15 protein-coding genes are annotated in these 14,712 nt (G+C 68.1%); 13 read left to right on the top strand and 2 right to left on the bottom strand.

The window, feature by feature from the left end; all coding sequences use genetic code 11:
- Nucleotides 1-125 precede the first annotated feature (125 nt).
- From KQ310_RS06545 to KQ310_RS06530, 4 genes are all read left to right on the top strand, one after another.
- Complete coding sequence (locus tag KQ310_RS06545) at nt 126-851, top strand: response regulator (protein ID WP_259720967.1); 726 nt, start codon at nt 126-128, stop codon at nt 849-851.
- Nucleotides 829-2,262 carry an ATP-binding protein gene (locus tag KQ310_RS06540; RefSeq protein WP_259720966.1) on the top strand — a complete coding sequence of 478 codons (1,434 nt, stop codon included), beginning with the start codon at nt 829-831 and terminating at the stop codon, nt 2,260-2,262. The genes KQ310_RS06545 and KQ310_RS06540 overlap by 23 nt, the downstream gene beginning before the upstream one ends.
- Before the next feature lie 14 nt (nt 2,263-2,276).
- Nucleotides 2,277-2,498: a hypothetical protein gene (locus KQ310_RS06535; RefSeq protein WP_259720965.1), complete on the top strand. Its 222-nt coding sequence runs from the start codon at nt 2,277-2,279 to the stop codon at nt 2,496-2,498.
- A gap of 133 nt (nt 2,499-2,631) precedes the next feature.
- Nucleotides 2,632-3,159 (top strand): hypothetical protein, encoded by a 528-nt coding sequence (locus KQ310_RS06530; protein ID WP_259720964.1) that lies wholly within the window; start codon nt 2,632-2,634, stop codon nt 3,157-3,159.
- A gap of 35 nt (nt 3,160-3,194) precedes the next feature.
- On the opposite strand, the gene KQ310_RS06525 is transcribed toward KQ310_RS06530, so the two are convergent.
- Nucleotides 3,195-4,400 carry a phosphoglycerate kinase gene (locus KQ310_RS06525; RefSeq protein ID WP_259720963.1) on the bottom strand — a complete coding sequence of 402 codons (1,206 nt, stop codon included), beginning with the start codon at nt 4,398-4,400 and terminating at the stop codon, nt 3,195-3,197.
- A gap of 168 nt (nt 4,401-4,568) precedes the next feature.
- Here KQ310_RS06525 and KQ310_RS06520 point away from each other — a divergent pair, with 168 nt between their 5' ends.
- From KQ310_RS06520 to KQ310_RS06495, 6 genes are read left to right on the top strand one after another with little or no spacing between them, the layout of a single operon-like run.
- Complete coding sequence (locus KQ310_RS06520; RefSeq protein ID WP_259720962.1) at nt 4,569-4,952, top strand: universal stress protein; 384 nt, start codon at nt 4,569-4,571, stop codon at nt 4,950-4,952.
- On the top strand, nt 4,952-5,875 hold the full coding sequence (gene ylqF, locus KQ310_RS06515; RefSeq protein ID WP_259720961.1) for a ribosome biogenesis GTPase YlqF: 924 nt from the start codon (nt 4,952-4,954) through the stop codon (nt 5,873-5,875). Before KQ310_RS06520 ends, ylqF begins: the two co-directional genes overlap by 1 nt.
- Entirely contained in the window at nt 5,866-7,083 is a 1,218-nt protein-coding gene (locus KQ310_RS06510; RefSeq protein WP_259720960.1) for a cytochrome P450, read from the top strand. The genes ylqF and KQ310_RS06510 overlap by 10 nt, the downstream gene beginning before the upstream one ends.
- A complete protein-coding gene (locus tag KQ310_RS06505; RefSeq protein WP_259720959.1) occupies nt 7,080-8,027 on the top strand; it encodes a hypothetical protein in 948 nt (315 codons plus the stop codon). Before KQ310_RS06510 ends, KQ310_RS06505 begins: the two co-directional genes overlap by 4 nt.
- 2 nt (nt 8,028-8,029) lie before the next feature.
- Nucleotides 8,030-9,247, top strand: a complete 1,218-nt coding sequence (locus KQ310_RS06500; protein ID WP_259720958.1) for an NAD(P)/FAD-dependent oxidoreductase — start codon at nt 8,030-8,032, stop codon at nt 9,245-9,247.
- Complete coding sequence (locus KQ310_RS06495; protein ID WP_259720957.1) at nt 9,244-10,032, top strand: hypothetical protein; 789 nt, start codon at nt 9,244-9,246, stop codon at nt 10,030-10,032. The genes KQ310_RS06500 and KQ310_RS06495 overlap by 4 nt, the downstream gene beginning before the upstream one ends.
- Before the next feature lie 8 nt (nt 10,033-10,040).
- Here the strand turns inward: KQ310_RS06495 and KQ310_RS06490 are convergent, their stop codons facing one another.
- Nucleotides 10,041-11,378, bottom strand: coding sequence for an MmgE/PrpD family protein (locus KQ310_RS06490; protein ID WP_259720956.1), 1,338 nt, complete (start codon nt 11,376-11,378; stop codon nt 10,041-10,043).
- Between the two features lie 66 nt (nt 11,379-11,444).
- Between KQ310_RS06490 and KQ310_RS06485 the strand changes: the two genes are divergently transcribed.
- The 3 genes from KQ310_RS06485 to KQ310_RS06475 all read left to right on the top strand — a co-directional run.
- Entirely contained in the window at nt 11,445-12,599 is a 1,155-nt protein-coding gene (locus KQ310_RS06485) for an MFS transporter (protein ID WP_259720955.1), read from the top strand.
- Nucleotides 12,600-12,671: 72 nt separating this feature from the next.
- Entirely contained in the window at nt 12,672-13,619 is a 948-nt protein-coding gene (locus KQ310_RS06480) for an RluA family pseudouridine synthase (RefSeq protein ID WP_259720954.1), read from the top strand.
- A gap of 44 nt (nt 13,620-13,663) precedes the next feature.
- Nucleotides 13,664-14,712, top strand: a 1,049-nt coding sequence (locus KQ310_RS06475; protein WP_259720953.1) for an Ig-like domain-containing protein, incomplete at its 3' end; no start/stop codon positions are given.

The raw sequence follows: 14,712 nt of genomic DNA, 5'->3' as shown, positions 1-14,712 counted from the left end.
CCCCTGGTTGTGACCAGCCTCAGCCCCAGGTGTGACCAGATCCTTCCGCAGCGGTGGCACGCCGCTTCTCTCCATACAGTCGGCCCAGGCCATGCCGGCCCGTTCCCCTCCTCCCCCCTGCCGCCATGGGCAAGACACAACGGATCTGGGTGGTGGATGATGATCCCGAGCTGCGGCAGTTGCTCGGCACTTACCTCACCGATCAGGGCTACGACGTGCGCTGTCTGGCGGGTGGCGCCCAGCTGATGGCCCGGCTCGAGAACCAGCGCCCCGACCTGGTGGTGCTGGACGTGATGATGCCCGGCGACGACGGCCTCACCCTGCTGCGGCGGCTGCGCGATCGCGGCGACGATCTGCCGGTGGTGATGCTCACCGCCCGTGGCGATGCGGTGGATCGGATCATTGGGCTCGAGCAGGGGGCCGACGATTACCTCGCCAAACCGTTCCTGCCGCGGGAACTGAGCGCCCGCATCGAGGCCGTGCTGCGGCGGCGGGTGGTTCTGCCGGCCGGCACGCCGATGGCGGAGGGGCAGGAGGTGTGTTTCGGCGACAACCAGCTCGATCTGGCCGCCCGCACCCTGCGGCGGGGGGAGGCGGCGATCGTGATCACCAGCGGAGAGTTCAGCCTGCTCAGCGCCTTTGTGCAGCATCCCCATCGGCCGCTGTCGCGCGAACGCCTGATCGAGCTGGCCCGTGGGCCCGATTCCGAGACCGACAGCCGCAGCATGGATGTGCAGGTGTCGCGGGTGCGCCGCCTGGTGGAACCGGACCCCTCCAGACCCCGCTACATCCAGACGGTCTGGGGCTACGGCTACGTCTTCGTACCGGATGGACAACCCCGCAGTCGCTAGCCCGTCGGCGGGATTTCGGCGCCACAGCCTGCTGATCCTGCTGCGCTTCCTGCTGGTCGCCGCCGCCGGCTTCGGCCTCAGCCTGCTGCTGCTGCAACTACTGCTGGCGCGGCGTCTGGAGCGGGCCCAGATCGCCCAGCTCGGCCAGGAGGTGGCCTTCAATCTGCGCCTCGGCGAACTGGCCCTGGAGCGCTTGCCCCCATCGGCCGTGGCCCGGCTCACCGGTCTGCCCCTGCGGGTGGGTCCACGGCCCCTGCCCACGGGGGATCGACGTCTCTACCGGCAGGCCGGCCGCCTGCGGCTGGAGCTGTGCGAGCGCCTCAACAGCTGCCCCGCCGTGGTGCCGGCAGGTCTTGAGGCCCGGGGAGTGTGGGTGGAGCTGCTGTCTCCCCTGGAGCCGGTGTGGCTGTTCACGGCCCTGCCGCCGGCCTCGCGCTGGCCCCCCGATCCGCTCGTGCTCAGCCTCGCCCTGGTCTCGGGTGGCGGGTTGGCGGGTCTGGCCTTCCTCTGGCTGGAGGTGCAGCGCCCCCTGGCCCAGCTGGAGCAGGCCCTCGGCCGGGTGGGCCGCGAGGCCCAGCTGCCGCCCCTGGCCCAGCGCGGCACCGGTGCCGTGCGTCGGCTGACCCTGCGCTTCAACGCCATGGTGCAGCGGCTGGAGCGCAGTGAGCGGGAGCGGGCCACCATGCTGGCCGGCATCGCCCACGATCTCAAGAGTCCGATCACGCGCCTGCGCCTGAGGCTCAGCTTTGCGCCCCTCTCCGAGCAGGAACGGGACCGCTCCGAGGCCGACCTGGATGCGCTGGAGCGGATCACCAGCCAGTTTCTGCTCTTTGCCGGTGGCGCCGATGCCGAAACGCCGGTGCGTCTGCCGCTCGACCAGCTGCTGGCTGAGCTTTCGGCCGCCTTCGATCCGGCTGTGCTGGAGCTGGATCTGGAGCCGCTGGAGCGGGTGGTGCAGCCCACCGCCCTGGCCCGCGCCGTGGGCAACCTGATCGACAATGCCCTCAGCCACGGCGTGCCGCCGTTGCGGCTGGTGCTGCGCGCCGCGGCATCTGATGCAGCAGCTCATGCAGCAGTGGATGCAGCAAGGGACGATCCGGAGACCTTCTGCATCGAGCTCTGGGATCGGGGCGCCGGTATTCCTCCTGAGCGCTGGGAGCAGGCGTTGATGCCGTTCCAGCGGCTGGATGAGGCCCGCGGCGGCCAGGGCCACTGTGGGCTCGGTCTGGCGATCGCGGCCCGGGTGGCGGCGATGCACGGCGGAGCGCTCTATTGCCGCCGCGGCGATGGGCCGCAGGGGGGTGGGTTTGCCGTGGGTCTGCGGGGCCGCTCGATCCATTCCGATCCGGTCACACCTGGCCCCCTGGCCAGACACAGTTCCGTCAGACCCTCTGCCGACCATGGGGCCTGACCGCAGTGAATCCCATGCCAGGCCCGTTAACACCGCCGCCCCGACCCTTCCCGCACCCGCCGCGCCATGGCCGGGGCACCGCCCTGGGCTACGGAACCAGCGCTGCTGATGGAGCGGTGAGGCCCTATGGCACCGCAACGCCCTATGGCACAACCCTGCCTAAGGACAACGCCCAGGCCTATGGCGCTGGTCCCTCCCGCCCCGACTCCTGGCTGGAGCTGCCGTTCGGCCACTGACCGATCGGCCACTGACCTTTTGCCACTGACCGTTGAGCCCGGGCGCCTTCAGGATGACGGCAGAACCAGCGACCCCTGTTCGTTTCCCTCGTCTCAGTTCCCTTCCCTTCCCTTCCCCTTCCCGAAGCTTTCCATGACCAACAGATCGATGACCAGCAGAAATCCCGAGACCAGCCACACCGATCACGCCATCGCGAACGCCTTGAAGCCGTTGTCCCGTCGCCGTTCCCGGCTGCTGCAAATCGGCCGATCCTTTCCTGTGATCGCCGCCCTGGCGCTGCTGGCGCCGCCGGTGGTGCTGTCCCAGACCGTCATCGCGGCGTCGGCCGAGACGCAGCCGGGCCCGTCGAGGGGCAACCCGGAAGAACGACTCAAGCTCACCCCAGCCCAGGCCAAGCAACTGTTCACGGCCCGTCAGGCGATGGAGCGCCGCGGCATCCAGGCCCGTCAGGACATCCTGCAGAACGCCAGACCCTGCATTGACAAGGCCCAGGATCTGCAGGCCCTGAGCGCGTGCAAATCCAGCCAGCGGCAGGCGTTCAGCAACCTGATGACGAAGGAGCGCCAGGAGATGCGCGACATGCTGCAGAAGATGGGGATCAGCGTGCCGGAGCGCCCCCCGGGCTCAGCACGCCGGCGTCAGGGGCCGCCAGCCTCCTGAGGTCAGCCTCCTGAGGCCGGCCGGCTGACCGCTGCTCAGGCGTCGTCGAGGGCGGCCACGCCGGGCAGCACCTTGCCTTCCAGCAGTTCCAGGCTGGCACCACCGCCGGTGGAGATGTGGCTCATCTTCTCGGCCACGCCCACCTTCTCCACCGCGGCCACCGAATCACCGCCGCCGATGATCGTGCAGCAGCCCTTGGCGCTGAGCTCAGCCAGGGTGTGGGCGATGCCGTTGGTGCCGGCGGCGAACTTGTCGAACTCGAACACGCCCATCGGGCCGTTCCAGATCACGGTCTTGCAATCCGCCAGGGCAGCCTGGAAGGCCTTGATCGAGTCGGGGCCGATGTCGAGGCCCATCCAGCCGTCAGGGATCACATTCACCGACGTGGTCAGGGTCTTGGCATCGGGGGAGAAGGCGTCGGCCAGCACCACATCGGTGGGGAGCAGCAGCTGGACGCCCTTGGCCTTGGCTTTGGCCTCCAGCTCCTTGGCCAGTTCCAGCTTGTCTTCCTCCACCAGGCTCTTGCCCACCGCCAGGCCCCGGGCCTTGTAGAAGGTGAAGATCATGCCGCCGCCGATCAGCACCTTGTCGCATTTGTCGATCAGGGCCTCGAGCACACCGATCTTGGAACTCACCTTGGAGCCGCCCACGATCGCGGCCAGCGGCCGCTTCGGCTCATCGATGGCGCCCTGCAGATACTGCAGTTCCTTCTCCATCAGGTGGCCGGCCAAGCTGGGGCTGAGGATCTTGGCCACGCCTTCGGTGGAGGCGTGGGCGCGGTGGGCGGCGCCGAAGGCGTCGTTCACATAGACCTCAGCCAGGGCGGCCAGCTTGGCGGCGAACTCGGGATCGTTCTTCTCCTCCTCGGCGAAGAAGCGCACGTTTTCGAGCAGCACCACATCGCCGTCGACCATGGCAGCCACCTTGGCCTCGGCGTCGGGGCCGATGCAGCTCTCGGTCTTCACCACCGGCTTGCCGAGCAGCTCGCTGAGGCGGGCCACCACCGGGGTGAGTCGCATGGCTTCATTCACCTGGCCCTTGGGACGGCCGAAGTGGGCCGCCAGGATCACCCGGGCGCCCTTGCCGGTCAGGTCGTGGATCGTGGGCAGGGCGGCGCGGATGCGGGTGTCGTCGGTGATGGCACCGGCGTCATCAAGCGGTACGTTGAAGTCGACCCGCACCAGGACACGCTTGCCGCGGAGTTCGTCGGCGCTGAGGCTGGTAAGGGATCGCTTCGTCATCGAGATTAGCTTCGGTTTCGGCGGCGGCACATTAGCTGGCCGCCGTTCGGCGATCTCACCAGTGCTCCGGTCGGTTGACCGACCCGGCTGGGGCTAGGACAGGTTTCGGCCTCGTCCAACCCCTTTTCTTTCTCTCCCTCCCGTTCGTTCAGCCCTGCGCCGACCGCGATGTTCGACACCGTTCTGTTTCCGATCGATCAGAGCCGCCAGACGATGGAGACGGCCGCCGTGGCCCTGCAGCTGGCCCAGCGCCATGGCAGCCGCCTGGTGGTGCTCTCGGTGGTCGAATCCGAAGAGGGTGTGATGCACGATGCGGCGGCGGTGCACGACCTGCTGGCGCAGGCGCGCAGCAGCTTTGAACAGGCCGGTGTGGCCTGCGAGGTGATCGAGCGGGAAGGCAAGCCCGCCTTCGTGATCGGCGATGTGGCCGATGAAATCAATGCTGATCTGATCGTGATGGGCACCCGCGGCATCTCGCTCGACACCGATCACACCAGTACGGCCGCCCGGGTGATCCAGCTGGCGCCCTGCCCGGTGCTGGTGGTGCCCTGATGCAGGCGACCGACCTGCTCAGTGCTGCTGCCCCGGCGATTCAGTGGTATCCCGGCCACATCGCCAAGGCCGAAAAGTCTCTGGCCGCCAGCCTCGAGAAGGTGGATCTGGTGATCGAGGTGCGGGATGCCCGCATTCCGCTCGCCACCGGTCATCCGCGGCTGCAGCGCTGGATCCGCGGCAAGCAGCACCTGCTCGTGCTCAACCGGGTGGACATGATCTCGCCCGAGGCGCGCCAGGCCTGGACCGCCTGGTTCCGCGCCCGCGACATGGTGGTCTGGTGGTGCGACGCCAAGGCCGGTGCCGGCGTCAAGCAGCTGCAGCAGGCGGCGATCCGGGCCGGCGACGCCCTCAATGCCCGCCGTGCCGGCCGCGGCATGAAGTCAAGGCCCGTGCGGGCCCTGATGCTGGGCTTCCCCAATGTGGGCAAATCGGCCCTGATCAACCGGCTGGTGCGCCAGAAGGTGGTGCAGAGCGCCCGCCGTGCCGGCGTCACCCGCAGCCTGCGCTGGGTGCGCCTGGGTCAGGATCTCGACCTGCTCGATGCGCCGGGGGTGCTTCCGCCCCGCCTGGATGACCAGCTGGCGGCCCTGCGCCTGGCCCTCTGCGATGACATCGGCCAGGCCGCCTACGACGGCGAAGCGGTGGCCCTGGCCTTCGTGACCCTGCTGGCTGGCCTGGAGCCCCAGGTGGCGGCAGGAGTGCCAGGGGGGCTGCTGGAGCAGCGGTATGGCGTGCCCGTGCCGGTTCTGCCAGCGTCGACCACGGTGCCAGGATCGTTGCCCGATGCCTCCGCCTGGCTGGCCGCCGCCGCCGCCCGCCACACCAGCGGTGACACAGCCAGGATGGCTCAGCGCCTCCTGGATGAGTTCCGCAAGGGGGTGCTGGGATCCATCGCTCTGGAGCTTCCTCCATGCCCCTGATGATCGATCGTGAGGCGTTCAACGCCGATCCCTGTCTTCCGGGTGTGGCTGATCCCTACAGCACCTATGCGGCCCTGCGGCAGGAGTGTGCAGTCCACTGGTGCGAGGGGCCCCGCCTCTGGGTGATCGTGTCCTATGCGGAGGCGCTCGAGCACATGCGCGATCACCGCTATAGCCGCCAGAGCCATCTCGACAAGCTGATCGGTCGCTTCGGCGAGGAACGCATCTTCGAGCGCCAGAAGCTCGACATTCCCTACATGGATGGTGAGCCGCATCACCGCATGCGCCAGCACGTCACCCAGGCCTACCGGGGAATCAATCTGTCGGCGTTGTCGGCGTTCACGCGGGAGTTTGTCGATCGTCGCCTGGCCGGGGTGACGGATCCGTCCCGCTTTGATCTGGTGGCCACCGTTGCCAATCTGCTGCCGGTGATGGTGGTCAGCGAGCTGATGGGCGTGCCGGCCGGGCAGCAGCTGGAGGTGGCGGAAAAAGTGTCCGCGTTCGTGCGGGCCCGCGGGCTCACCCAGACGGAAGAAACGGCCAGCGGTGGCGACGATGCCATGGAGACCTACCGCCACTATTTCCTGCCTCTGATTCAGCAGCGCCGCGCTGCGCCTTGCGACGATCTGCTGAGTCGGTTGATCGCGGATCCGAGCGAAAACGTCAGCCTCTCCGATGACCAGTTGCTGCTGATCATCAGCAGCAATTTCTATTCCGCCAGCATCTTCACCCTGCGGCTGCTGATCGGCACCCTGGCGCGGGCGATGGCTCTCCATCCCGACACCTATGCCCGCGTGCGGGATGACCGCCGCCTGATTGCCCCTGCGATCGAAGAGGTGTTGCGCTGGGACGCCCCGGCCCAGGCGCTCAACGCCAGCATGGCCACCGAGGATCTGGAGATCGACGGCCGCACGATCCGGGCCGGTGATTCGGTCACGGTGCTGGTGGGTGCGGCCAACCACGATCCGCGGGTCTTCGACGATCCCACCACGTTCCGGATCGATCGCACGCCCAATCCCCACATCAGCTTCGCGCCGGGGCTGCACCAGTGTCTGGGGCTGCATCTGGCCCGCATGGAGGGCGCCGCCGTGCTCGGCGCCCTGTGCGATCGCTTCCAGGCCCTCGCCTGCGACGATGCGGCGTCGGAGCGGATGGTGGGCGACCGGTTCCGCGGTCATGATCGCCTCATCCTGGAAGGCCGTTTGTGACCTCCCTGCTCTCCTCGCCGGGACGGCTCGATTACATCGAGTGCCTGTTCGTGTCCGATGCCGCCCTTCCCCGCCCCTCGGCGATCCCTGGCTCCGCCGTTCACAGTGTGGAATCGGCGCTCAGCCACATCGCCGCTCGCCTGGACCGGGGCCTGAGCCACTGGCTTGTGGTGGCGGTGAATGAGCATCCCGACCTCTCCCTGGCGGACTCGCCCCACTTCTGTGTGAAGCGGCTGCTGCGGGAGGCGCGGCGCCGCTGGGGTAAGGCCGTCACCCTGATCGCCGATGTGGGCCTGTCCCCTTATCAGAGCTCGGGCCAGAGCGTGATCCAGGCCGAGGGCACGATCGATGTGGAGGCCTCCTACGCCGCCGCCGCCGATCTGGCCTGCCATTTCGCCGAGGCCGGCGCGGATGCGGTCGCCCCCTGCCTGTCGCTGCCGCAACAGACGGCCGCGATCCGGCAGGCGCTGGATCTGCAGGGACTGTCTGCGGGGTTGATCCCCTACAGCACCAAGTTTTCCTCGTCGTTGTATGGGCCCTATCGCCAGGCGATCGGCTCCCGGCTGGGGTTGATGCGCAAGGCCTATCAGTTCGACTACGACGATGCCGGCCTGGCCCTGGACCAGCTTGAGCACGACATCGCCCAGGGGGCAGAGGCGACCATCGTCAAACCCGCTCTCCCCTATCTCGACGTGTTGGCCGAGGCCTGCCGGCGCTCCAGTCGTCCGGTGGCGGTGTATCACGTCAGTGGCGAATACTGCATGGCGGTGCTGGCGGCCCAGGCCGGACTGCTCGACCTGGACGACTACCTGGCCGAGATTCATGCGGCCTTCCGCCGCTGCGGCGCCCGCTGGGTGATCGGCTACGCCGCCGAGGCCTTTCTGGCGGCTGCGGAGAGTCAGAGCCCCGCGGAGAGCCAGAACTGCGCGGAGAGCCAGATCTGACCGTGCCTGTGCTGGTGGTCGGTGCCGGTCCGGTCGGGCTTCTGACCGCCTTTGTGCTCAGCCAGCGCGGCATGGCTTGCACGGTGCTGGAGCAGCACGCTGTCGCGCTGAACCGCTCCCGAGCCTCCACGTTTCAGCCGGCGGTGCTCGATCGGCTCAGCGGCCTCGGACTGGCGGCGCCGCTGCTGGCGGCGGGTCTGAAGGTGGACCGGATCCGCTCCTGGGACCTGAACACCGGCCACCAGAACGATCTCGATTACGCCGTCATTGCGGCCGACACCGCCCACCCATTTCGTCTCCATCTGGAGCAGGCCGCCCTGCGGACCTTGCTGCTGCAGCGGCTGGCCGCTCCTGGCGGTGCCCCCGTCGAGTTGCTGGAGCAGCACCGGGTGGAGGCCTTGGAAAGGAATGAGGCGGGTGAGGGGGTGCGGTTGCGGATCCGGCCGGCGGCCGGCGGCGATCGCCTCCTGCACCGCTCCGGTCGCTGGCTGGTGGTGGCCGATGGGGCCCGCAGCGGCCTCCGCTCGCAACTGGGCCTTCCCTTCGACGGCGTCGATATGCCTGAGCCCGTGGTGCGGCTGATGCTGCCTGCGTTGCCTGAGGCGATCGCCCGCCAGCTGGCCGGCGTCACCTATGGACGCGCCGGGGTGCGCTCCTTCAGTGCGCTGCGCATGCCGGAGGGTTGGCGGCTGATCCTGCGGCCCTCCGCTCAGGAAAGCCAGGCCGCCCTGACCGATCCGACCTGGGCTCGGGGGGTGTTGGTGGAGCTGTTCGCATCGCTGGTCGATCCGGCCTGGTGGTCCACTGCGCCGCTGCAGTGGGATCACTACGGCGTCGCCCAGCGTTGCGTGCCCCAGCGCCGCGTCGGGGCCGCTCTGGTGCTGGGCGATGCCGCCCATGTCACCAACACCCGCGGTGGGCTGAACATGAATTTCGGCCTGCTGGAGGCGATGGCCCTGGCCGAAGCCCTGGCCCTGGGGGGGTCGGCGCCGGAGATGATCGAGCCGGCTCTGGACGCGTGGGCCCGGCTGTGGCAGAGCCACACCATCCACGCGCTGCTGCCGCGCACATCACGGCTGTTGGCCGGCGGCACCCCACTGGACGGCACCGTGGCAGCGGCAGGCTCTGGGCAGGCGTCCAGCGCAGCGGCTCCAGATCCCCAGGAGAGCCGCCTTAGGCTGATCAAGGCCTCCTTGCTGGACCTGAACGCGCCTCCATGAACGGACCTGCCCCAGCCGCCGTGGGGTTGATCGTTCCCCCGTCAAACCCCACCCTGGAGGTGGAGATCCAGGCGCTCACGGGAGACGCCCCCTACGTCTACACCTCGCGACTGCCCTGGCACTCCGGGGCCGATCTGGCCGAGCGCAATGCGCTCTATCTCGACGCCTACCTCGACACGGCCCATCGCTTCGGCAGCCTGCCGCTGGCGGGGATTCTGGTGGGCTGCACCGGCTCCAACTACCAGATGGGCCCGGAGCAGGATCGGCGCCTCTGCGCCGAGGCCACCCAGGAGCTGGGAGTGCCGTTCCAGACCTGCAGTTTGGCGGTGCTAGAGCTGCTGCAGCGCTACGGCTTCCGGCGGCTGCAGCTGGAGCTGCCCTATCCCGACTGGTTGATCACCCAGGCGGTGGCCTACTGGCGTGCCGCCGGTTTCGAGGTGATCGCCAGCCGTTCGATCCTGGCGACGCTGGGCTCCTCCAATGCCTATCAGATTCAGGAGGCCGAGATCGAGACCTACCTCGCCTCCGTTGCCCCTCCGCCGGACACGGCCGTACTGCTGTCCGGAACGGGCATGCTCACCATCGAGGCGATGAGCCAGGTCGTGCAGAGCTTCGAGGGTCCGCTGATCTCCTCGAATCTCTGCGCGGCCGACTGGCTGCTGCGCTGCGATCCGGCCAGCAAGCACCACGGCACGCTCCTGTACCGGCAACTGCTGGCCAAACTCGAGGGATTTGCCTGCCGCCGCGATGGCGCCCGGGTCGACAATCTGTTCAACCCCTTCTGACCTTCTGACTACGGATTGGGCAGCAGGGGCGCCTGCAGCGGTGCCTCCAGCCAGTGCCGCAGCAGGCTTGCGGCCGCCTGCTGACCCAGGGCCGGCTCCAGCAGGGCACGGGCCTTGGCGAGGCGTTCGGGCTCGCCGATCGGCAGGCCGGGGTCCCCGGGCAGACCCTTCACCAGTTCGGCCTCCTCCTGACCATCCGGCTCCCGCACGATCAGTTCAGCCCATCGGTTCGGATGGTCGTCCGCCGCCTCGACGCTGATCCGCTCCAGCAGGGCCCCCAGCTGGGGATCCGCCAGCCGCTCCTGGCTGAACGACGCGGGCCGTAGCTCACCCCACAGCAATGTGGCCGCCACCGCGAAACGCAGGCTGAACTGAGCCTGGATGCGATTGCGCGGTCGTGGGTTGTCGCAGTAGGTGCAGGCCTCGGGGTAGGTGCGCAGGCGAATGGCGCCGGATTGCCGGGGCGACCAGTCCGTGCGCCCCGCTGCGGCGTTGCGGCGTTCCCGCCAGCGCAGGGCGGCGGTGGCGGCGTAGTGGAGATGGCGCGCACCCGGCAACAGCTTCACGTAGCCGGCCTCGATGGCGCAGCCAGGCCGCCCGCTCAGATCCGGGGGCTGGCGCCAGAGGGCTGTCAAGACCGGATCCTGATCGAGGCCTGCCGGACCGAGAAAGCCGGCCGCCGCCGCCAGGGCCAGGTCAATGCCGCGGGCTGCCGCCAGGCCGGGATGCAGCAGCCGGCTGGGGGCGCCCTCCTGAACCGGCCGGTAGAGGCTGCGGCTCATCTGGGCGAGCGCCGCCGTGAGGGCTCCACCGCGCTGCGGTGCTGTGGCCTGGAGCAGGGTGCTCGCCGCCACGGTCGCCGCCACGGTGCCCCAGGTGCCGTCGACGTGTTCGCCGGCCGGCACCCTGTAGGCCTCGCCGAAGCGGGCCCCCAGTTCATAGCCCTGCAGCAGCGCCAGCAGCACTTCCCCCAGAGGGCGGTTCAGAGCCTGGCCCAGGGCCAAGCAGACGGGCACCACGTGCAGGCCCGGCCGGCCATGGCTGGGGGCATAGCCCTCCACCAGCTCGTCGTAGCAGGCCGCCGCCGCCAGCAGCTGCGCTGCCGCGCCAGCCGCCAGGGATCGGTGCATGCCGGGCAGGTGCACGGGACCTGGGGCCAGCCGCTGCTGTTGCTCCTGCAGGGCCAGCAGCGGTGGTTCCGCCAGTCCAGCGACCGCGACAGCCATGGTGTCGATCAGCACCAGACGCAGGCACCGCTGCAGGCGGCCCGCCGCCGCATCACCGCTCTCGAGCTGCTGCGCCAGACCATCCAGCAGGGTGTTGGCGCGGTCGGAGAGGGAGGGCATCAACGGGCCGCCTGGGGTGGAGACGAACGCCGCACCTAGGGTTGCGAGCCGTCCTGGACCCCCACGATGCCGCCTCTGATCGTGCTGGCGCTGGCGGCGGGGTTGAGTGTGGCCAACCTCTTCTATTCGCAGTCGTTGCTGCCTCAGATCGCGACCGATCTGCAGCTTGCGCAAGGCCAGGTGGTCCTGGCTCCGATGGCCACCCAGGCGGGTCTGGCCCTGAGCCTGCTGCTGATCCTGCCGATCGGCGATGGCGTCAACCGCCGCGGCATGTTGATCCTGGCCGCCCTGGGCACGGCAGCGGCGTCGGCTGCTCTGGCGCTGTTGCCGGGGTTCAGGCTGCTGCTATTGGCGTGGTTCAGCCTCGGCCTCTTTGCCCTGGTTCCTTATCTGCTGCCGGCCTATCTCTCGGGCCTGGTGCCCGATGCGATCCGCGGTCGGCTGCTCGGCACGATCCTCAGCGGCCATTTCGGCGGCATCCTGCTGTCGCGCTCCTTCAGTGGTGTGGTCGCTCAGAGCTTCGGCTGGCGGACGGTCTACCTGTGGGCCTGTCTGGTGATGCTGGCGGTGGCCCTGCTGTTTCGGCTGCTGCTTCCCAAGGAAGTCCCCGCACGGTCGATTCACTACTGGTCGATGCAACGTTCCCAGTTGGACCTGCTCCGCCGCTATCCGGATCTTCGCCGCGCCTGTCTGTCCCAGGGGCTTCAATTCGGTGCCTTCATGGCCCTCTGGAGCGCACTGGCGCTGCACCTGGCCGAGCCGCCCTGGCAGTTCGGTCCGGCCCGCATCGGTGGCTTCGGGCTGGTGGGCCTGGTCAGCATTGCGGCCGCCCCCTGGATCGGTCGTCTGGTCGATCGGCGCGGGGCGTGGACGGTTGTGGTGCTCGGCACGCTGACCTCACTGGTGGGTGTGCTGGGCCTCTGGCTCGGCGGCGGTTCCCTGGGGATGATCCTGATCGCTCTGACCTGCCTCGATCTGGGGGTGCAGGGTTGCTACGTGGCCAACCAGACGCTGGTCTTCGGTCTCGATCTCCAGGCCCGCAGCCGGCTGGGCTGTCTGCTGTTCTTCAGTGCCTATCTCGCAGCGGCCCTGTGCTCGGCGCTGGTGGCGCGGTTCTGGAGCGGCTGGGGCTGGACTGGCGCCACGGTCTTCAGCCTGGCGCTGGTGACGCTGGCCCTGCTGCTCCAGCGGCGTCCGCAGGGGGCTGCCGCGATGAGCTGACGGGGGCAGGCCCTAGGCTTCGAGACCATCCTCGGCGTGGTTGTCCACTGCGGGAGTCAGGGTTCGAGATCCATGGTGGCGTTCGGCGAGGGCGACGGGGAGCTGCTCACCCTCCAGTACCCGAAGCCCCTGCCGATGCGGCTGGATCGCTGGCTGGTGGCCCAGCGGCCGGAGCAGAGCCGTGCCCGGATTCAGAAGTTCATCGACGCCGGCTACGTGCGGGTCAATGGGGTCACCGGACGCGCCAAGACCCCCCTGCGGCCCAACGACACGGTGCAGCTGTGGATGCCACCGCCTGAACCGCTGCCCTACCTGGTGGCTCAGGACATCCCATTGGATGTGCTTTTCGAGGATGCCCACCTGATCGTGCTCAACAAGCCGGCCGGCCTCACGGTGCATCCGGCCCCCGGCAACCGGGACGGCACCCTGGTGAATGGCCTGCTCCATCACTGCCCCGATCTGCCCGGCATCGGCGGTGAGATGCGCCCCGGCATCGTCCATCGGCTCGACAAGGACACGACGGGGTGCATCGTGGTGGCCAAGAGTCAGGAGGCGCTGGTGAAGCTGCAGGTGCAGATCCAGCAGCGCATCGCCTCGCGCGAGTATCTGGCGGTTGTGCATGGTTTGCCCCCGGCCGATCACGGCACAGTGATCGGTGCCATCGGTCGTCACCCGGCTGACCGCAAGAAGTACGCGGTGGTGCACGACGGCAGCGGCCGCCACGCCTGCACCCACTGGAGCCTGGTGGAGCGGCTGGGCGACTACGCCCTGCTGCGCTTCAAGCTCGATACCGGCCGCACCCACCAGATCCGGGTGCATTGCGCCCACCTCGGTCATCCGATCGTTGGCGACCCGGTCTATTCCCGTTGCCGCAAGCTGCCGCTGGACCTGCCCGGTCAGGCCCTGCATGCGGTGCAGCTGGGGTTGGATCACCCGATCAGCGGCGAGCGGATGGTCTTCGAGGCGCCGCTGCCGCAGGTGTTCGACAAGCTGCTGGTGGTGCTGCGGCGACGGCTCTGAGCTGCTGCCAGAGTAAGGACAACACAGCCGGCGTTTGACGGACCATGGCGATCTCCACGATTGGTTTCGAACAGTTCGCCACGGAGCTGACGCCCTCGCAGACGAGCGGCATCGTGTACATCAACGGTGGCTCATCCGTCATCGATGGGGTTGGGTTTGACCCGCGCATCCGCGTCGTGGGCAATGACTATCGGGTCGCTGCGCCGGATGGTCCTGTCTATGGCATTCCTCACGGTGGGCAATACTTCATCTCCAACGCCGAAGCCGAGACAGACGACATCCTTCTCTCCACTTCGCGCGTGTTGGTTGAGTCGTGGTTTGGTCGCAATGAGTTCTATGGCTTTGGCGGAGGTGCCAGCGCGATCACGATCACTGCCTTCGGTGCCAGCGGCGATCTCGCCTCTGTTTCGGTGGATTTACCGGATACATTCCCCGGTCTGGCGGATCCCACTGTGATGGTGGATAGCCGCAGTTTTCTGGATTTTGCCGGCGAGATCCTTGGCTATCGCATCAATCGCGTCGCGATCGGCGCTTTTGGTGGTCAATGGGTGGCCGACGACCTCCGATTCGTGGATGCGGCAGATGTCGTGGTTCCTGCTGCGCCGCTGATCACCATCGTAAGTGATGATCAAGGAACAATCCAGGGTCCGCTCGTCTCTGGCGCCACAACGGATGACGCCACACCAATCTTCTCAGGAACAGCAGAACCAGGCAGCAGCGTTGCGTTGTTTGATGGGGGCGTCAGCCTGGGCAGCAGAGCAGCAGTGGCTGGTAATGGGTCCTGGAGTTTGACGCCAGCAGCGGCGTTAGCCGATGGCAGCCATAGCGTCACGGCGATCGCAACGAATGCGGTTGGCTTGAGTAGCGGCGCCTCGAATGTCTTTGCCCTGACGGTGGAGACAACACCACCGGCGGCTCCAGTGATCACTGCAGCGGGCGATGATCAAGGAATAATCCAGGGTCCGCTCGTCTCTGGTGCGACGACGGATGACGCCATACCAATCTTCTCAGGAACAGCAGAACCAGGTAGCAGCGTTGCGTTGTTTGATGGAGGCGTCAGTCTGGGTAGCACAACCGCTGCGGCTGGTAATGG

It is taken from the genome of Synechococcus sp. CS-1328 (assembly GCF_025128095.1).
In the GTDB taxonomy this organism is placed as follows: Bacteria; Cyanobacteriota; Cyanobacteriia; order PCC-6307; family Cyanobiaceae; genus CBW1002.
Note: the sequence above shows the minus strand (reverse complement) of the source record. Positions and strands in the feature narration are given on the sequence as shown.